The organism is Lentzea atacamensis (genome assembly GCF_003269295.1).
Classification (GTDB): domain Bacteria; phylum Actinomycetota; class Actinomycetes; order Mycobacteriales; family Pseudonocardiaceae; genus Lentzea; species Lentzea atacamensis.
The window spans coordinates 886,719-905,279 of record NZ_QLTT01000001.1 but is presented as its reverse complement, the minus strand read 5'-3'; the positions used below and the strand labels follow the sequence as shown (position 1 = coordinate 905,279).

The window sequence follows — 18,561 nt, the reverse complement described above, 5'->3', positions numbered from 1 at the left end:
CAGCAACGTTGGCCGTTTGATCAGGTACGAACCTAGGATGAACCTTGAATCCGCTGCTGAGGGGTGATCTTGGAGTTCGGGCTGCTCGGTGCCGTGGAGGTGCGCGACTCCGGCGCACTGGTCGACGTCGGCCACGTCCGGCAACAGTCGGTGCTGGTCGCGCTGCTGGTCGAGGAGGGGCGGCCGGTGCCGGTCGACCGGCTGCTCGACCGCGTCTGGGGCGAACGAGCACCGCTGAGAGCCCGCGAGACGCTCTACGGGTACGTGTCGAAGCTCCGCAAACTGCTCGAGCTCGACATCGAGCGCTCACCAGCGGGCTATCGGCTGACCGTGGCGCCGGACCAGGTCGACCTGTTCCGCTTCCGCGCACTCGTGCGGCAGGGCGCTCTCGACGAGGCACTGGGGCTGTGGCGCGGGCAGGCGGTGGAAGGACTCGAGTCGCCGTGGTTCGACGCGCTGCGGGAAAGCCTGCACGCCGAACGCGTCGCCGCCGAACTGGATCGCAACGACGTCGCGCTCGCCGACGGGCGGCACGCCGCGCTGCTGCCCTCGTTGCGGCTCCTGGCCGCTGACCGGCCGCACGACGAACGCGTTGCCGCGCAACTGATGCTGGCCCTGCACCGGTCGGGCAACGACGCGGAGGCGTTGCGGCACTACGAGACCGTGCGCCGCGAGCTCGCCGACGAGCTCGGCGCGGATCCGAGCAAACCGTTGCAGGACCTGCATCAGCGGATTCTGGCCGGCGACTCGGCCCTGAGCCACGTGGAGCCCGAGCCCCGGCAGCTGCCCGCGCCGCCCCCGTGGTTCACCGGCCGTGAGCAGGAGCTGGCCGCGCTCGCACCGCCGGGGACGGCCGTGATCACCGCGATCGGCGGGACGGGTGGCATCGGCAAGACCGCGCTGGCACTGCACTGGGCGCACCTGCACCTCGGCGACTTCCCCGACGGCCAGCTGTACGTGAACCTGCGCGGCTTCGACCCGTCCGCCGAGCCGACGCCACCGGAGGCGGTGCTGCGGGAGTTCCTGGAGGCGTTGGGGGAGGAGGCGATCCCCGCCGGGCTGGACGCCAGGGCCGCGCGTTACCGCGGCCTGATGGCGGGCAGGCGGATATTGGTGGTGCTCGACAACGCCCGCTCCACCGAGCAGGTCGTGCCGCTGCTGCCGGGTCCGGATGCGACCGTGCTGGTCACGAGCCGGCTCAAGCTCGCGGGACTGGTGGCCGCGCACGGCGCCAGGTCGGTGTCGCTGGACGTGCTGCACCACGCCGACGCGCGAGCGTTCCTGGAGGTGAGGCTCGGCGCCGAGCGGGTGGCTGCCGAACCCGGCGTGGTCGCGGACCTGGTGAGCTGGTGCGACGGGCTACCGCTGGCGTTGTCGATCGTGGCCGCGCGGGCCGCGATGGAACCGGACTTCCCGCTCGCGGTGTTCGCGCAGGAGCTGCGGGAGCAGCCGCTCGACGCGCTGGACGCGGGGGAGATCGGCACGAACCTGCGCTCGGTGTTCTCGTGGTCCGTGGCCGCGCTGTCGGCAGAGGCGGCGCGGGCGTTCGGGCTGCTCGGGACCGTGGGCACGGCGGACGTGTCGCTCCCGGCGGTGGCGGCGCTGCTCGACCGGCCCGCCGCGCGGACGCGGATGGTGTTGCGGGAGCTGGAGAACGCGCATCTGCTGCAGCAGCACGTACCCGGCCGGTATCGGATGCACGACCTCGTCGGGCTGTACGCGGCCGACCTGGAGGCGGACGCCGGATCGCGGCTGGCCGACTTCTACGCGGCCACCGCAAGAGCCGCCGCGCTCACGCTGGAGCCCCACAAACCGTTGCCGGACCACGAAAGCGGGCATGCTCTGTCGTTCCTGGACAACGCCGCGGCGATGGCGTGGTTCGACGCGGAGCACGGTTGTCTGATGGCAGAGCAACGGCAGGCGTTGGCGTGTGGTGCTTTCGGCGTGGCGTGGATGATCGGGCGGACGCTGAACAACTACCACGTCCGGCGCGGCCGCACGCTCGACGACGTGGAGGTGTGGCTCGGCGCGTTGCGGGCCGCCGAGGCGCTGGGGGACGAGACGAAGCAGGCGAACGCGCACTTCTGTCTCGGCACGGACTACGTCGAGCTGGGCCAGTCGTCGCTGGGGCATCAGCACTTCGAGCGCAGCCTGGAGCTGTTCGCGCGGTCCGGCGACCACGCGGCGCACGGCAGCGCACACCGGGCGATGGCGTGGGCGGCCGAGTTCGAGGGCGACCTGGAGAAGGCGCTGGAGCACTCGTTGCGGGCACTGGAGATGTTCCGCGCGGCCGGGACGGAGATCCGCGAGGCGGAGTCGCTGAACGAGGTCGGCTGGCGGTACGCCTGCCTGGGCCGGTACGCCGAGGCGCGCACCTGTTGTGAGGATGCCATGCTGCTCAACGAGAAGCTCGGCCACACCGAGGGCGCGGCGGCCACTTTGGACAGTCTCGCGCACATCGCCTCCCACGACGGCAGGCACGACGACGCCGTCGCGCACTACCGCCAGGCACTGGCGCTGTACCGGGAGGTGGACAACTCCGCGGAGGAGGCCACCGTGCTGGATCACCTCGGTGACGTGCTCGCCGCGGCGGGGAACGACGCCGAGGCGCGTGAGCAGTGGACGCGTGCGCTGGAGCTGTACGAGCGGCAGGGCCGCGCCTCGGAAGCTGCCGCCGTGGTGGCTAAACTCGGCTCAGCCGGCGGCCGGTCTCGATCAGCTCGTCGGTGAACGAGTCGAGAGCCTCGGCGAACTCTCGCTGGTCCGGCTCGTGCCAGTCCTCCAGCTGGTCGAGCAGCCAGCGCCGCCACGCGCGGACGAGCTGCGCGAACACGTCCGCGCCCAGGCCGGTGAACCGGTAGCCGTCGTCGTGCGCCGCCAGGTGCCCGGACTCGACCAGTGCTCGCGCGGTCGGGGCGAAGATGCCGCCGGGAACCTCGGTCATCTCGGCGATCTCGTCGAGCGTCGCGACGCCGTCGTCCGCCGCCGCCCGGTAGACCCGGCCGAGCAGCCACGCCTGCTCCAGCGGCAGGTCGACACCGGACCTGCGCAGCACCGCCAGGCCGGGGTCCTCCTCGGACTTCGCGACCACTGTGGACACGAGCTTGCGCAGCTCGTCGTAGGAGTTCGACGGCGGCGCGGCGAAGCTCTCGCCCACACCGCCGTTGCCGGTCGCGGCGGCACGGCTCGTGTCCCGCAGCTGGACCTGCGGCAGGAAGAACGCGACGGCCAGCGCGATCAGGCCGATCGGCGCGGCGATGAGGAACATCGTCTGCACCGTCTCGGCGTACCCGGCGACGATCGGTGCCCTGATGGCGTCGGGCAGCGCGTGCACGGCGGCAGGGCTCGCGATGGCGCGCGGGTCGACGCCCTGCGGCACCACGAGGTGCTCCGGCAGCTGGTTCGCGTAGATCGTGCCGAAGATCGCGACACCGAACGAGCTGCCCATCGTGCGCAGGAAGCTGATGCCCGAGGTGGCGACGCCGAGGTCGGAGTAGCTGGTGGTGCTCTGCACGACGATCACCGGCACCTGCATGACCAGGCCGATGCCCGCGCCCAGCACGGCCATGAACGCGCCCATGACCCAGTGGCTGGTGTCCGCGTCCAAACAGGACAGCAGGAGGAGGCCGAGGGCGAGCCCGGCGGAACCGGCGAGCGGGAAGGCCCGGTACCTGCCGGTGCGGCTGATCACGTTGCCGGTGACCAGTGCCGTGGACATCAGCCCGGCGATGAGCGGCAGCATCCAGAGGCCGGACGCGGTGGCCGACTCGCCGCGCACGTACTGCAGGTAGGTCGGCAGGTAGGTGATGCCGCCGAGCATCGCGAACCCGACGACGAAGCTCAGGATGCCCGACACCGTGAACACCCTGCTGCGGAACAACCTCATCGGCAGCATCGGCTCGGCGGCGCGTTGCTCGACGAACACGAACGCGACGAGCAGAACGACCGAGCCCGCCGCCATCCACAGGATCGTCGGCGAGCTCCACGGGTACTCGGTGCCGCCCCAGCTCGTGACCAGCGTCAACCCCGTCGCCGCCAGCGCGATCAGGGCGATGCCGGCGTAGTCGATCCTCGGGTGGCCGCCGGCCTTGATCGTGGGCAGCGCCGCGATCGCGACCAGCACCACGGCGACGCCGAGCGGGATGTTGACGTAGAACGCCCACCGCCAGCTGAGGTGGTCCACGAACAACCCGCCGAGGAGCGGCCCCGCCACCGTGGCGATGCCGAACACCGCGCCCGCGAACCCCTGGAACTTGCCGCGTTCCCGCAACGGCACGACGTCCGCGATGATCGCAGTCGAGGTGACCATGAGCCCGCCCGCGCCGAGGCCCTGGACCGCGCGGAACGCGATGAGCATGCCCATCGACTCCGACCAGCCCGCGAAGAACGATCCGACCAGGAACAGTGCGACGCTGACCAGGAACGTCTTCTTGCGCCCGTAGAGGTCGCCGAACTTGCCGATCAGCACCGTCATGATCGTCTCGGCGAGCAGGTACGACGTCACCACCCACGACAGGTGCGCGCCGCCGCCCAGCTCGGCGACCATCGTGGGCAGTGCGGTGGACACGATGGTCTGGTCCAGCGCGGCCAGGAGCATGGCGAGCAGGACGGCCGCGACGACCAGGTTCCGCCTGCGGGTGTCGATCATCTCGGGCACGGGGCGATGATCGCGCAGGATTCGGCGTCTCGCAGGTCAGGGTCCTCGCGCGATCGAGGAGGAAACGATGGGAGTGGAGGCCGCACTGGTGGCGTTCGGTGATGTGCGGGCGGCGTTGCGGGGCGGCGGCGAGCCGGACCGGGCCGCGGCGGAGGCGGTGATCCGCGCGTTGCGGCCGGGCTGCGCGGTCGAGGCCGCCGAGGACAGCACACTGCAGGAGGACATCTACCCCGGCGACGGGTTCGAGTACGTGGCCGTGCTGCCGGACGCCACGATCGTGTGCGACCAGGAACTCGCGGTCGTGCCACCGGCCGCGCACGTGCTGGAGTTCGCCGCCGGACGTCCGATGGTGGTGTTCGGCCAGCACTCAGGATCGGGATGGCTCGCCTTCGCGGAGTTCGACGCGAACGGCGCGTTGATCCGGTCGCACGACGCCGAGGCCGACGACCAGTACGAGCTCGCCGACTCCGTTGCCAGGGAGATGTTCGGGTTCACCGCCGAAAGCGCGCCGGACGAGGTCGTCGTGCACGGCTTCCGCGTGACCCGCCCGGACCAGGCCGAGCGTGATGCCGCGTTCGCCGCCGTCGTGGCCGAGATGGTCGCGGGCGGACCCACCCGGATGCGGATGGCACCGGACGGGTCGCTGGTCCCGCACGAGGACTGACCGGAGCCCCCGAGGCCGCGGCCTCGGGGGCGGTCACGTCAGGACGACCGTACGACGTCGACGTCCAGCCCGGCGTCGCGGTGCCGGGTGGCCCAGTTGTCGATGGCCTGCTGGCAGGCCTGGTCGAGGTGCCGCAGCCCGGTGAGGTCGAGCCGCACGTGTTTGGTCAGCGGCAGTCCTTCCAGCACCGCGAGCAGTCGCGGCAGCCGCAGGAACGTCGCGTTGCCGCGCAGGACGACGACTTCGTCGTCATCGCCCTGCGGAGTCACGGTCACCGAGAGGTGGGAGACGTCCCACGCCGTTTTGATCACTGCGGCGAGCAGGCCGGCGACGGTGCCGGTGAGCAGGTCGGTGGCGACGATCAGGCCGGCGGTGAGCACGAGGATCGCGGCTTCGGCGCGATCCGCCCTGAGCATGCCGGCCACGCCCTTGAGGCCGAGCAGCTTCCAGCCGGAGTGCACGAGCAGTGCGGCGAGCACCGCGCTGGGGATGAGTCCGAGCACGCCGGGCAACGCGACGACGAACAGCAGCAGCCACACGCCGTGCAGGACGCGTGACGCTCGAGTGCGCGCGCCGGCCTGCACGTTGGCCGCACTGCGCACGATCACCGCGGTCATCGGCAGCGCGCCGAGCAGGCCGCAGACCGTGTTGCCCGCGCCTTGCGCGATGAGCTCGGTGTTGTACCTGGTTCGTGGACCGCTGTGCATGCGGTCCACGGCGGCGGCGCTGAACAGGCTTTCCGCCGACGACACCAAGGCGAACACCACCATCGCGCCGAGCACTCCCGCGTTGATGAGCGAGAAGTCCGGCAGGTGCAGCTCGTCCGCCAGGTTGCCGACCTCGATGCGGTGCAGGTCGAGTCCTGCCGCGACGGACACCCCGGTGGCCACGACCACGCCGACGAGGACGCCCGGCACCACTCGCACGCGCGGCGGAGTTCGTTGCCACAACACCGTGACGACGATGGTGAGGACGCCGACGCCGAGCGCGGTCAGTCCCGCGGTGGTGGTGGAGGCCCGCACGAGCAGTTCGGGTAAGCCGCTGACCTTCGCCCAGGTGCCGCTCGGCTGCGTGGCGCCCATGAGCGGGTAGAGCTGGCCGAGGATCAGCACGAGGCCGATGCCCGCGAGCATGCCCTGCACCACAGCGGGGGAGATGGCGCGGAACCACGTGCCGCAGCGCAGGGCGCCGAGCAGGATCTGCAGCAGGCCGGCGCCGAGCACGATGACGCCGAGGGCGGCGATGCCGTGCTGGGCAACGGTGTCCGCGACGAGGACGGTGAGTCCGGCGGCGGGTCCGCTGACCTGCATGGTGCTGCCGGGAAGCAGGCCGACGACGATGCCGCCGACCACGCCGGTGACGATGCCGAGCTCCGCGGGGACACCGGAGGCGACCGCGACACCGACGCACAACGGCAGCGCGACGAGGAAGACGACGAGTGAAGCGCCGAGGTCGTTGCCGAACGTCTGCCGCCAACCAGGTCGGGAGGCGCGCTCGGTGGGACGGGTCAAGGTGATCATCTCCGGCCTCACAGCGGCTGGAACGCCGTGGCCACCGACGTTTGCACCTCGCCTGTCTCGATGTCGTAGAACCAGCCGTGCACACGCAGACCGCCGTTCTGCTGACGGTCGCGCACGAACGGGTACGTCTCCAGGTTCCGCAACTGCTCCAGCACGTGCCGGCGGCCCTCCTCGCGCAACGCCGGGTCCGCGGCGGCCTCGCCGGTGCGGGCGTGCCGGGTCAGCCAGCCGCGCATCGTGGGCAGGTGGCCGATGTCCGCGCCGTGCAACGCGCTCACGGCGCCGCAGTGGGAGTGGCCGCACACGATCACCTCGGACACGCCGAGCTGGACCACGGCGAACTCGATGGTCGCCATCTCGCTGGACGGTGCATCGAGGCGGTAGGAGGGAATGACGTTGCCCGCGGTGCGCAGCTCGAAGACGCTGCCCGGCTCCGCACCCGTGATGTGGGAGGTCACGATGCGCGAGTCCGCGCAGGTGATGAACAGGACGGTGGGCTGCTGACCGGACGCGAGCCGTTGCCCGACGGACTTCGGGCGGGTGGTGGCGTGTTCGCGGGCGCGCTCGATCAAGCGACGGAAGTCCATGAATTCCTCACTGTGCTTGGAAAGTGTTCGGTTGTCGGCGTGGTCCGCCGATCAGTTCCGGAACACCTGCAGCACAGCGGGTCTCGAGAGCAGACGGAGGTGCTCGACGCGGAGGAGGTCGTCGGGGCCCGGTGTGAGGCCGATGGTGCGAGCGGGCGGCGCGACGCGCGTCTGCGGCCGCTCGGAACGCTGCTGTGCCACGCGCCGCACGGGCACCTGGCGCAGAGCTTCCTTCTTGTCACCGGTCTTGCGCGGCAGGTCTTCCTTCTTGGATTCCTGCTTGACCGGGTCGTGGCCCTGGGACGAGCCCTTGCGCGGCGTGGTCGCGTAGTCGGCGATCGCGCCGCCGACCGGGGTGAGCACCCCGATCAGGGCCAGCACGATCGCGACGACGACCAGCTTCACGAACTCCCCTTCGACGACTGGTGGTGATCATATCGTCGCGGAGCGCGTTGTCACGAACCGATCTCGAACTCCGGGACGAGCGTGCGATCGAACCCGACCCGCCTTGCAGACCCGGTCAACGTCAGGGCAACGGTGGCGTGAACATCAGCGCTCGATCGGCCGACGCGGAGCTCCACCTCGCCGAGATCGACCTGACGATGGCCCGCCCGTCCGGTGTAGGACGTGAGATCGGCGTGCAGCACCGCGGTCACGGTGCGGGTCTGACCGGGCGCGAGGTCGACCTTGACCGCGCCGATCAGCTGCTGCACCGGCCGCGCGACCTCGGCGACCGGGTCGTGGAGGTAGATCTGGACGACCTCGGTGGTGCTGATCTCGTTGTCGTTTCGCAGCGTGGTGACCAGGCGGCACGTGCCGTCGGCCGGCCACTCGGCCGCGTCGGCTTCGACGGCCACCCACGTCACGGGCGCGTAGGAGAGCCCGTGGCCGAACGAGAAGAGCGGCGTCGGGTCGACGCTGCTGACCTCGCTGCGTGCACCGAGCGGTGCGGTGAGGTAGGTCGACGGCTGGGCGGAACCGGCGCCGGGGAAGCTCACCGGGAGCCTGCCGGAGGGGTTGATCCGTCCACTGAGGACTCCGGCGAGCGCGGCGGCACCCTCCTCGCCGGGGTAGAAACCGCACACCACGGCGGCGAGCCGGTCGATCTGGCGGAACAGCTCGTACGGGCGGCCGGACAGCAGCACCAGCACCACGGGGGTACCCGTCGCGATGAGCGCTTCGAGCAGCTCTTCCTGCCTGCCCGGCAGCACCAGGTCGGTGACGTCGCAGCCCTCTCCGGACGTGCCACCGCCGAACAACCCGGCCTGGTCTCCGAGCACGGCGACGCAGACCTCGGCCTGCCGGGCAGCCTCGACCGCGAGAGCGATGTCGTCGTCGGTACCGCCCTGCACCGGGCAGCCCAGTGCGAACTCGACGTCGTGGTCGGCGCGCAACGCCTCCACCACCGTCGGCGCCTCGACGCCGATCGGCACGTCCGGGTGGTGCACGCCGACGTGCAACGGGAACGCGTAGCAGCCCATCATGGCGGCGGGATCGTCCGCCCGCGGCCCGACGACCGCGATCCGGCGCTTGCCGGTCAGCGGCAGCACGCCCTCGTTGCGCAGCAACACGACCGACCGCTCGGCGACCTCGCGGGCCATCGCCCGGGAGGCGGGATCGTCGAGGTTGACGTCGGTGTCGGGCTCGGGGGAGAAGTCCGGGTCGAGCAGCCCGAGCTCGCACTTCTGCCGCAGCACGCGTTCCAGCGCCCGGTCCACCAGCGCCAGGTCGACCCGGCCGGCGTCGATCTCCGCCAGCAGTGGCTCGCCGTAACAGTCCACAGTGGGCAGTTCGACGTCGATGCCCGCCGCCAGCGCCTGCGCGGCGGAGCCCTCGCGGCCCGCGGCCACGCCGTGCAACCGGTACAGGAACGCCACGGCGAAGTAGTCCGCGACGACCGTGCCGGTGAAGCCGTACTCACCGCGCAGCAGGTCGGTCAGCATCGCGGGATCGGCCGCGACCGGCACCCCGTCGTTGGAGGTGTAGGAGTTCATCACCGAACGAGCGCCCGCCCGCAAGGCCATCTCGAACGGCGGCAGGATCACGTCCGCGAGCTCGCGCGACCCGATCGACACCGGCGCCATGTTGCGCCCCGCCCTGGAGAGGGAGTATCCCGCGAAATGCTTCAGCGTCGCCACGACACCCGCGGACTCGACCCCGGCGACGTAGGCGGCGCCGATGGTGCCGACGAGGTGCGGATCCTCGCCGATGCTCTCCTCGACCCGGCCCCACCGCAGGTCCCGCGCCACGTCGAGCACGGGGGCGAGGCCCTGGTGCACGCCGAGCCGGCGCATCGAACGGCCGATGTGCTCGCCCATCCGCCGCACCAGGTCCGGCTCGAACGTCGCGCCCCAGCACAGCGGCGACGGGTAGACGGTGGCCTGCCACGCCGCCAGGCCGGTGAGGCACTCCTCGTGCACCATCGCGGGAATCCCGAACCGGTTGCCGGCGATGATCTGCCGCTGGGTGCGGGCGAGGCTGTGCGCGCCCACGTCCGGCGCGATCGGCCGGGTGCCGAAGACGCGGGTGAGCTGGCCGATGCCGTGCCGGCTCAGGTCGTCGAGGCTCGGCGGCTCCACGATCAGATCGTGCTGGTGCGGCGCGACTTCACCGGCGGAGTCGATGCCGACCCAGACGCCGTAGAGCTGCGCGACCTTCTCGCGCACGGTCATCCGCGCCATGAGATCGCGGACGCGGTCGGCGATGGCGACGCTCGGGTCGCGCCAGAGTTCGCCCGAGGTGATGGCTTCGGTCGTCACATGATCTCCTGGAGTCAGGCGGGCAGCGCGCGGGTGGAGTGCCGTTCGATCAGCTCCGTGCCGAGCGTGATGTGCGTGTCGTCCGGGGTGTCGCCGTTGATGAGCCGCACCAGCAACGTGATCGCGCGGCGGCCCATCTCTCGGATCGGCTGCTGCACCGTGGTCAGCGCGGGGGTGCACAGCGCGGACTCGGGGATGTTGTCGAAACCGACCACCGACAGGTCCTCCGGCACCCGCAGGCCGAGCTCGGCCGCCGACTCGATGGTCGCGATCGCGGTGATGTCGTTGGCGGCGAACACGGCCGTCGGCCGGTTCGGCTCGCTGAGCAGCTCGCGGGCGGACGCCGCGGCCACGTCGTGGTCGTAGTCGCCGCGCCGGATCAGGCTCTCGTCCACCATGACTCCCGCGCCCGCGAGTGCCCTGCGGTAGCCGGTTTCGCGTTGCTGGGCCGACTTCAGGTCCTCACGGCCGGTGAGCAGCGCGATCCGGCGGTGGCCCAGCGCGAGCAGGTGCTCGGTCGCGAGCTGTCCGCCGTGCAGGTTGTCGGAGTCGACGGTCGGCAGCGGTGAGCGCCCGGTGTGCGGGTCGACCGCGACGACCGGGGTGCCGGGCAGGCCTTCGAGGTCGACGGCCGGCGTGACCAGCACGGCGCCGTCGACCAGGGTGCCGCTGAGCCGGGTCAGGTAGCGGTGCTCCCAGCCTTGTGGATCACCGACGCGCCCGCCCGCCGAGTACACGACCAGCTCGAAACCGGTGCCGCGGATGGCATCCGCCGCGCCCTTGAGCAGTTCGGTGCTGAACGGCTCGATGTCGGCGACCAGGATCCCGATGACGTTCGTGCGGTGGTTGCGCAGGCTCTGCGCGACCAGGCTCGCCTCGTACCCGAGCTCCTTGATCACGGCCTGCACCCGCGCGAACGTGTCCGCGGAGACGCCGTAGCGCTGGTTGAGGACCTTGGAGACGGTGGCGACCGAGACGCCTGCCTGAGCGGCGACATCACGGATGGTGACGCGGGAGCGTGGGGGCACGGGGCTGAGACTAGCCGTGTAAAACGTTATCGACAACGATTGACACAGCGAGATCGAAGCGGAATTCTCACTGCCGTCGCACGCACCATTTCTCTCCGTCCAACTCGGCCGACGTCGTCAGGAGTGGACCCAATGCGTTCTGTGCACAAGATGTCCGTCGCTCTCGCCGCCGCAGCGACGCTCGTGCTCGCCGCGTGCAGCGGCTCCGGCGGCGACGCATCAGCCAACGGTCCGGTCACGCTCACCTGGTGGCACAACCGGACCACCGAACCGATGAAGACGATCTGGCAGCAGATCGCCGACGACTTCCACAAGAGTCATCCGGACGTCTCGTTCACGATCGAACCGCTGCAGAACGAGCAGTTCCAGACCAAGATGCCACTCGCGTTGCAGGGCAGCACGCCGCCGGACATCTTCCAGCAGTGGGGCGGCGGCTCGCTCAAGTCGCAGCTCAGCTCCGGCAAGATCGCCGACATCACGCAGGCGTCGTCGAGCTGGATCGGCCCGCTCGGCCAGTCGGCGAAGGGCTGGCAGGTCGACGGCAAGCAGTACGGTGTGCCGTACCAGATGCACGCCGTCGGGTTCTGGTACCGCAAGGACCTCTTCGCCACGGCCGGCGTCACCAGCCCGCCGTCCACTTTGGACGAGCTGAACGCCGCGGTGACCAAGCTGAAGGCCGCGAAGCTGGTGCCGATCGCGGTCGGCGGCAAGGACCGCTGGCCGGACGCGTTCTACTACAACTACTTCGCGATCCGGCAGTGCTCGGTCGACGCGCTGAAGAAGGCCGTCGAGAAGACCGAGCTCGCCGACCCGTGCTTCACCAAGGCGGGGGAGAACCTCAAGGCGTTCCTGGACACCAAGCCGTTCCAGGACGGGTTCGTCGGCACACCGGCCCAGCAGGGCGCCGGCAGCTCGGCCGGCATGCTCGCCAACGGCCAGGCCGCCATGGAGCTGCAGGGCGACTGGAACCCGGACGTGATGCAGGCCCTGTCCGAGGACAAGGACCTGGACTCGAAGATCGGCTGGTTCCCGTTCCCGTCGGTGCCGGGCGGGCAGGGTGACCCGGCCGCGGTGCTCGGTGGCGGTGACGGTTTCTCCTGCACCTCGCGAGCGGCCAAGGCGTGCGCGGACTTCATGGGCTACCTGGTGGGTGAAGAGGTGCAGAAGAAGCTCGCCGCGACGGGGTCCGGCCTGCCGGTGCACCCGGCCGCGGTGGCGTCGCTGAAGACCGAGACGCACAAGCAGATCGCCGAGTACACGGCGAAGGCGCCGCACCTGCAGTTCTACCTCGACATCGCCTTCCCGACCAACGTCGGACAGGCCCTGAACGACGCCATCGCGAACTTCTTCGCCGGCCAGGGTGGTCCGGACACCATCGTGCAGTCGGTGACCAAGGCAGCTGCCGGGAACAAGTGATGAGCACCGCGACCAGCGCGCGGCCGATGACCGCCCCCAGCTCGCACGCGCCGCGGGCTGGGGGCACCCGGCGGCGGTCCCGTACGAGAACCCGTCTCGAGCTCACCCTGCTGCTGGCACCGGCGCTGCTGCTGTTCGCGGGGTTCGTGCTGGTGCCGATCGGCGTGGCCGGGTTCTACAGCCTGTACGCGTGGAACGGCTTCGGCCCGTTGACCGACTTCGTCGGCCTGGACAACTACGTCGACGCGTTCTCCGGCGAGGTGTTCCGGGGTGCCATCGGGCACAACCTGATCATCGCGGGGCTCTCGATCGTCGTGCAGCTTCCGCTCAGCATCAGCCTCGCGTTGCTGCTGAACCGGAAGCTGCGCGGCCGGACGTTCCTGCGGATGGTGGTCTTCGCGCCGTACGTGCTGTCCGAGGCCGTGACCGCGGTGATCTGGCTGCTGATGCTGCAGCCGGGCGGGTTCGTCGACCAGGTGCTGCGCGGGGCCGGCCTCGGCTGGCTCGTGCGGCAGTGGCTCGCCGACCCGAAGATCGTGCTCTACACGCTGTTCGTCGTGATCACGTGGAAGTACATCGGGTTCGGCGTGATCCTGCTGCTGGCCGGGCTCCAGGGCATCCCGGCAGAGCTGCGGGAGGCCGCGGCGCTCGACGGCGCGACGAGCTGGCAGGCCACCCGGCACGTCGTGCTCCCGTTGCTGGGACCGACGATCCGGGTGTGGATCTTCCTGTCGGTGATCGGATCGCTGCAGCTGTTCGACCTGGTCTGGATCATGACGCTGGGCGGACCGGCCAACGCGTCCACGACCATGGCGACCTACCTGATCGACCACGGCTTCAAGCGCTACGAGTTCGGCTTCGGCAGCGCGGTCGCGGTGATCCTCTTCATCATCTGCTTCACGTTCGCGTTGCTGTACCAGAGGTTCGCGTTGCGCCGGGACACCGACGGCGCGTTGACCAGGGCGGTGAGCTGAGATGCCACGTCGCAACACCGTCGGCTATCTCGCCGCGTTCGCCGTCGTCGGCATCACGGTGGTGCCGCTGCTGTTCGTCGTGCTGGGCGGATTCCGCACGACGGCGCAGATCAACCGCGCGCCGGCCGGGCTGCCCGGTCCGTGGGTGTGGGACAACTACGCCGAGGTGCTCGGGTCGGCGCAGTTCTGGCGGTTGCTCGGCAACAGCGCGCTGATCGCGGTGATCGCGACGACGCTGGCGGTCGGCTTCGGTTCGATGGCGGCGTTCGCCTTGTCCCGCTACGTCTTCCGGGGCCGGGAGGCGTTCTACACGCTGTTCACGCTCGGTCTGCTGTTCCCGCTCGGGGTGGCGACGCTGCCGTTGTACCTGTGGCTGCGCCAGCTCGGGCTGCTGGAGAACCCGCTCGGCGTCGCCATCCCCGAGGCGGCGTTCTCCCTGCCGATCACGATCGTGATCCTGCGGCCGTTCATGAACGCGATCCCCGTCGAACTGGAGGACGCCGCACTGCTCGACGGTGCGGCCAGGCTCGGCTTCTTCTGGCGCATCCTGTTGCCGCTGTCGAGGCCCGCCCTGGCGACCGTGTCCATCCTCGCGTTCGTCAGCAGCTGGAACTTCTTCCTGTTGCCGCTGCTCGTGTTCAACGACTCCACCAACTTCACGCTCCCGCTCGGCGTGGCGATGTTCCAGTCCGAGCACAGCCAGGACACCGCGAAGATCCTCGCGTTCACCGCGCTGTCCATGATCCCCGCGCTCACGTTCTTCGTGCTCGCGGAACGCCGCATGGTCGGCGGTCTCACCGGTTCGGTGAAGGGCTGATCCCTGCTTCCGGAGGAGTTCGACGATGACCTCGGACCTCGCCCGACGACATTTTCTGCAACTCTTCGCGGCCTTGACCGCGGTCGGCACGACCGGGACCACGGCGGTCGCGGCCGAGTACGTGACGAACCAGGGCGGCTCCGGCCGCTTCCCGCTGGTGTCGAAAGGGAGAGCGGCCACGCTCGTGGTCAGCGGCGCTGATCATCCCGGTGTCGTGCGGGTGGCAGGCGACCTGCAGGCCGACATCGAACGCGTCACCGGGATCAGACCGGTGCTGGCCGTCGACACGATCCCGGCACAGGGCGACGTGGTGCTGATCGGCTCGCTCGGCCGCAGCCGCCTGGTGGACGACCTGGTGGCGGCGGGAAAGCTCGACGTCACGGGCATCGCGGGCAAGTGGGAGACCTCCCTCACCCAGGTGGTGCGCACCGGACGCGCACGTGCGTTGGTGATCACCGGCAGCGATCCGCGCGGCACGATCTACGGCGCCTACGACATCTCGAAGCGCATCGGCGTCTCGCCCTGGTACTGGTGGGACGACGTGCCCGCGGAGCACCGCGACGAGCTGCACGTGGACGCCGGGAGGCACAGCCTCGGCACGCCGTTCGTCAAGTACCGCGGCATCTTCATCAACGACGAGAACCCGGCGCTGGGCACGTGGGCGCCCCGGTACTTCGGCCCCGGCCACGCACCCGGCCATCCCGGCGGCTTCAACCACCGCTTCTGGGAAAAGATCTTCGAAACCGTCCTGCGGCTGAAGGGCAACTACGTCTGGCCCGCCGTGTGGGGCCGGGCGTTCGCCGAGGACGACCCGCTCAACCACGCCACCGCCAAGCGCTACGGCATCGTCATGGGCACCTCGCACGAGGCACCGATGATGCGCGGCATCGAGGAGTGGAACCGGCACGCCGTGGCCGCGGTGCGCGACGCCGACGGCAACATCGTCAAGCCCGGCCACGACCCGTACGGCGGCACGGGCGAGTGGAGCTTCCGCCGCAACCCCGAGGCCATCAAGGCCTACTGGGCCGACGGCATCCGACGCATGGTGGACGAGGACTTCGAAGGCGTCGTCACGGTCGGCATGCGCGGCAACGGCGACACCCGGCTGCCCGACGGCGACAGCATCGAGCTGATGCGGTCGATCATCGCGGCGGAGCAGGAGGTCCTGGCCTCCGTCACCGGAAGGGACCCGGCCTCGATCCCGCAGGTGTGGACGCTCTACAAGGAGGTCATGCGGTACTGGGAGAAGGGCCTGCGCCCGCCCGACCACGTGACCGTCGTGTTCCCCGACGACAACTGGGGCAACCTCTGCAAGCTGCCGGACCGGTCGCTGCCGCCGCGCGCCGGTGGTTACGGCCTGTACTACCACTTCGACTACGTCGGCGCGGGCCGCAACTACAAGTGGGTCGACACCTGCCCGCTCGCGAACGTGTGGGAGCAGCTCGACCAGGCCGCCGCGTACGGCGTCTCCCAGCTGTGGGTGGCCAACGTCGGCGACTTCAAGGGCAACGAGCTGCCGGCGCAGTTCTTCCTCGACCAGGCCTGGCAGCCGATGCCGCTGGAGCGGCTGCCGGTGTGGGAGCGCGACTACGCCGAGCAGAACTTCGGCAGGCGCACGGCCGTGTCCATCGCCGCGGTGCTGAACACCTACGGAAAACTCCAGGCGCGGCGCAAACCGGAGCTGCTCAACCGCAAGATCACGCTGGACGGCACCACGATCGTCTACGACGACAAGGCGACGCCGTTCAGCCTCGTCCACTACCACGAGCTCGACCGCGTGACGGAGGAGTGGCGCAAGCTCGGCGAACGCGCCGAGCGGATCGCCGCACGGCTGCCCGAGCCGTACCGGGACGCGTTCTTCGAGCTGGTGCTGTACCAGGTGAAGGCGACCGCGAACCTGTACGAGCTGCGCCGCGCGGAGTTCACGAACATCTTCTACGCCAAGCAGGGCAGGGCGCTGGCCAACGACCTCGCCGCGACGACGGAGGCGCGGTTCGCCGACGACCTCGCGCTGGCCGAGAGGTTCAACACCGTGGTCGCGGGCGGCAAGTGGAACGGCTTCCAGACCCAGCCCCACATCGGGTACGGCGACGTGGAGCGCTACGGCCCGGACGCGGGATGGCAGCAGCCGGAGAAGGACCACGTCGCGTTGCCCGACGAGATCTTCCCGCCGGTGCAACGGATCAGCCCGGCCGCCGGTGCCGAGATGGGTGTCGCGATCGACGGGTCCGAGCAGTGGTGGCCGTCCTCTTCGGACACACCGGTGCTGCCGGAGTTCAGCCCGTTCCAGAGTCAGCCCGCGCAGTACGTCGACGTGTTCAACCGCGGCTCGCAACCGTTCGACTGCACGATCCGCGCCGGTGTGCCGTGGCTGCTGGTGGAGCCGGCCAGGGGCAGGGTCGAGAAGCAGCTGCGGGCAGAGCTGCGCGTCGACTGGTCGCGGGCGCCGCGAGGCAGGACGCGCGTCCCGATCGTGGTGTCCGGCGCGGGGCGCACGGTGACCGTCGAGGCCGTGGTGAGCAGTCCCGACGTGCCGCGCGCGTGGCGTGAGGGTTTCATCGAGGCCAACGGCTACGTGTCGATGGAGGCCGAGCACTTCAGCGCGAACATCGCCGCCGGAGACGTGAAGTGGCGGCGCATCCCCGGTATCGGGCGGACCGGCGCGGGCATGAAGCCGTTCCCGGCGACGGCCGCGCGCCAGGAACCCGGTCGCGGCCCGCGGCTCGATTACCGGATGACGCTGCTGACTCCCGGCGAGGTCACCGTGTGGGCGTACCTCTCGCCCCGCGCCGGTGTGCTGCCGGCACCGGGGCTTCGTTACGCGGTCTCGTTCGACGACGCGGCCCCGCAGGTCGTCGACGTCATCCAGGCGACGGGCGCCGACCACACCGGGATGAACCGGCAGTGGGAGCGCCTGACCTCCGACAACGTCAATCTCACCGCCACGCGGCACGTGATCGGCACACCCGGCCCGCACGTGCTCAGGCTGTGGATGGTCGATCCCACCGTCGTGGTGCAGAAGCTGGTCGTGGACACCGGCGGCCTGCGACCGAGCTACCTCGGACCGCCGGAGAGCAAGCGGTTGTAAGCAGAACCCTCAAGGAGCGACGATGAAGTTGCACTTACCCCTTGGCACTCGGATCCTCGCGATCGCGGTGGCGGCGGCCGCGATCGCGGCGGGTCAGGCGGTTCCCGCGTCGGCGGCGGGACCGTTGAAGGACATCACCAACCGCTGGGTCGGCAGCGCGGTGGCGGCGGGACCTCTGGGCAGCCAGCAGGACTACCGCTCGGTGCTGACCCGTGAGTTCGACAGCGTCACACCCGAGAACGAGATGAAGTGGGCCGTGGTCGAACCGAACCGCAACCAGTTCAACTGGTCCGGTGCGGACGCGATCGTCAACTACGCCCAGCAGAACGGGAAGTCCGTGCGCGGGCACACGCTCGTGTGGCACAGCCAGTATCCGAACTGGCTCAACAACCTCGGTGGCGGCGAGCTGCGCAACGTGGTCAGGGAGCACATCAACACCGAGATGGGCCGCTACCGCGGCAAGATCCGCGCGTGGGACGTCGTCAACGAGATCTTCGAGGAGAACGGCTCGCGCCGGCAGTCGATCTTCCAGCAGCGGCTGGGTGACGGCTTCGTCGCCGAGGCGTTCCGCGCCGCCCGCGCCGCCGACCCGTCGGCGAAGCTGTACATCAACGACTACAACACCGAAGGCATGAACGCCAAGAGCAACGCGGTCTACAACCTCGTGCGCACGCTCAAGCAGCAGGGCGTTCCGATCGACGGTGTGGGCATCCAGACGCACCTGGCGACCCGGTACGGCTACCCGTCGGGCTTCCGGCAGAACCTCGAGCGGCTCGCCGCTCTCGGCGTCGACATCGCGATCACCGAGGCCGACGTGCGCATTCAGCTGCCGGTCGACCAGAACAAGCTGAACCAGCAGGCGACCATGTACAAGCGGATCTGGGACGACTGCCACGCGGTCCCGCGGTGCGTGGAGTTCACGACGTGGGGCTACACCGATCGTCACTCCTGGGTACCGGGCACGTTCCCCGGTGAGGGCGCGGCCTGCCTCTTCGACTCGAACCTGAGGCCGAAGCCCGCCTACACCCGGATCAACCCCTAGCGGGAGAGT

The 18,561-nt window shown here is 70.1% G+C and carries 13 protein-coding genes; 7 read left to right on the top strand and 6 right to left on the bottom strand.

Features of this window, described 5'->3' with window-relative positions:
• The first annotated feature begins 63 nt into the window (after positions 1-63).
• A complete protein-coding gene (locus C8D87_RS04255; RefSeq protein ID WP_112225602.1) occupies positions 64-2,730 on the top strand; it encodes an AfsR/SARP family transcriptional regulator in 2,667 nt (888 codons plus the stop codon).
• Here the strand turns inward: C8D87_RS04255 and C8D87_RS04250 are convergent.
• Complete coding sequence (locus tag C8D87_RS04250) at positions 2,684-4,648, bottom strand: MDR family MFS transporter (protein WP_112226258.1); 1,965 nt, start codon at positions 4,646-4,648, stop codon at positions 2,684-2,686. The genes C8D87_RS04255 and C8D87_RS04250 overlap by 47 nt on opposite strands.
• A gap of 76 nt (positions 4,649-4,724) precedes the next feature.
• Between C8D87_RS04250 and C8D87_RS04245 the strand changes: the two genes are divergently transcribed.
• On the top strand, positions 4,725-5,321 hold the full coding sequence (locus C8D87_RS04245) for a DUF6928 family protein (protein ID WP_146771616.1): 597 nt from the start codon (positions 4,725-4,727) through the stop codon (positions 5,319-5,321).
• A 38-nt stretch (positions 5,322-5,359) separates the two neighbouring features.
• Here the strand turns inward: C8D87_RS04245 and C8D87_RS04240 are convergent, their stop codons facing one another.
• Genes C8D87_RS04240 through C8D87_RS04220 form a run of 5 tightly spaced genes read right to left on the bottom strand, consistent with a single transcriptional unit; the run spans position 5,360 to position 11,215 of the window.
• The gene (locus C8D87_RS04240) at positions 5,360-6,841 is read right to left on the bottom strand and encodes a SulP family inorganic anion transporter (RefSeq protein WP_112226257.1); all 1,482 of its coding nucleotides are present in this window, start codon (positions 6,839-6,841) and stop codon (positions 5,360-5,362) included.
• 8 nt (positions 6,842-6,849) lie between these two features.
• Positions 6,850-7,428 carry a carbonic anhydrase gene (locus C8D87_RS04235; protein WP_112225600.1) on the bottom strand — a complete coding sequence of 193 codons (579 nt, stop codon included), beginning with the start codon at positions 7,426-7,428 and terminating at the stop codon, positions 6,850-6,852.
• 51 nt (positions 7,429-7,479) lie between these two features.
• Complete coding sequence (locus C8D87_RS04230; protein ID WP_112225599.1) at positions 7,480-7,833, bottom strand: hypothetical protein; 354 nt, start codon at positions 7,831-7,833, stop codon at positions 7,480-7,482.
• A 50-nt stretch (positions 7,834-7,883) separates the two neighbouring features.
• Positions 7,884-10,187, bottom strand: coding sequence for a beta-xylosidase/alpha-l-arabinosidase (locus tag C8D87_RS04225; RefSeq protein ID WP_112225598.1), 2,304 nt, complete (start codon positions 10,185-10,187; stop codon positions 7,884-7,886).
• 14 nt (positions 10,188-10,201) lie between these two features.
• Positions 10,202-11,215, bottom strand: a complete 1,014-nt coding sequence (locus tag C8D87_RS04220) for a LacI family DNA-binding transcriptional regulator (protein WP_109641323.1) — start codon at positions 11,213-11,215, stop codon at positions 10,202-10,204.
• Between the two features lie 132 nt (positions 11,216-11,347).
• Between C8D87_RS04220 and C8D87_RS04215 the strand changes: the two genes are divergently transcribed.
• The 5 genes from C8D87_RS04215 to C8D87_RS04195 are packed head-to-tail and all read left to right on the top strand — an operon-like array spanning position 11,348 to position 18,552.
• The gene (locus C8D87_RS04215; RefSeq protein ID WP_109641322.1) at positions 11,348-12,631 is read left to right on the top strand and encodes an ABC transporter substrate-binding protein; all 1,284 of its coding nucleotides are present in this window, start codon (positions 11,348-11,350) and stop codon (positions 12,629-12,631) included.
• Positions 12,631-13,605 carry a carbohydrate ABC transporter permease gene (locus tag C8D87_RS04210; protein WP_233441893.1) on the top strand — a complete coding sequence of 325 codons (975 nt, stop codon included), beginning with the start codon at positions 12,631-12,633 and terminating at the stop codon, positions 13,603-13,605. The genes C8D87_RS04215 and C8D87_RS04210 overlap by 1 nt, the downstream gene beginning before the upstream one ends.
• A 1-nt stretch (position 13,606) precedes the next feature.
• Positions 13,607-14,422, top strand: a complete 816-nt coding sequence (locus tag C8D87_RS04205) for a carbohydrate ABC transporter permease (RefSeq protein WP_109641321.1) — start codon at positions 13,607-13,609, stop codon at positions 14,420-14,422.
• 25 nt (positions 14,423-14,447) lie between these two features.
• Positions 14,448-17,510, top strand: coding sequence for a glycosyl hydrolase 115 family protein (locus C8D87_RS04200; protein ID WP_112225597.1), 3,063 nt, complete (start codon positions 14,448-14,450; stop codon positions 17,508-17,510).
• 22 nt (positions 17,511-17,532) lie between these two features.
• Positions 17,533-18,552 (top strand): endo-1,4-beta-xylanase, encoded by a 1,020-nt coding sequence (locus tag C8D87_RS04195; protein ID WP_112225596.1) that lies wholly within the window; start codon positions 17,533-17,535, stop codon positions 18,550-18,552.
• The last annotated feature ends 9 nt before the right edge of the window (positions 18,553-18,561 follow it).

What these genes read in the sequence shown, in the direction of transcription:
- C8D87_RS04250 (WP_112226258.1), bottom strand. Translation starts at nt 4,648, where the DNA reads ATGATCGACACCCGCAGGCGGAACCTGGTCGTCGCGGCCGTCCTGCTC.
- C8D87_RS04245 (WP_146771616.1), top strand. Translation starts at nt 4,725, where the DNA reads ATGGGAGTGGAGGCCGCACTGGTGGCGTTCGGTGATGTGCGGGCGGCG.
- C8D87_RS04240 (WP_112226257.1), bottom strand. Translation starts at nt 6,841, where the DNA reads ATGATCACCTTGACCCGTCCCACCGAGCGCGCCTCCCGACCTGGTTGG.
- C8D87_RS04235 (WP_112225600.1), bottom strand. Translation starts at nt 7,428, where the DNA reads ATGGACTTCCGTCGCTTGATCGAGCGCGCCCGCGAACACGCCACCACC.
- C8D87_RS04215 (WP_109641322.1), top strand. Translation starts at nt 11,348, where the DNA reads ATGCGTTCTGTGCACAAGATGTCCGTCGCTCTCGCCGCCGCAGCGACG.
- C8D87_RS04210 (WP_233441893.1), top strand. Translation starts at nt 12,631, where the DNA reads ATGAGCACCGCGACCAGCGCGCGGCCGATGACCGCCCCCAGCTCGCAC.
- C8D87_RS04205 (WP_109641321.1), top strand. Translation starts at nt 13,607, where the DNA reads ATGCCACGTCGCAACACCGTCGGCTATCTCGCCGCGTTCGCCGTCGTC.
- C8D87_RS04200 (WP_112225597.1), top strand. Translation starts at nt 14,448, where the DNA reads ATGACCTCGGACCTCGCCCGACGACATTTTCTGCAACTCTTCGCGGCC.
- C8D87_RS04195 (WP_112225596.1), top strand. Translation starts at nt 17,533, where the DNA reads ATGAAGTTGCACTTACCCCTTGGCACTCGGATCCTCGCGATCGCGGTG.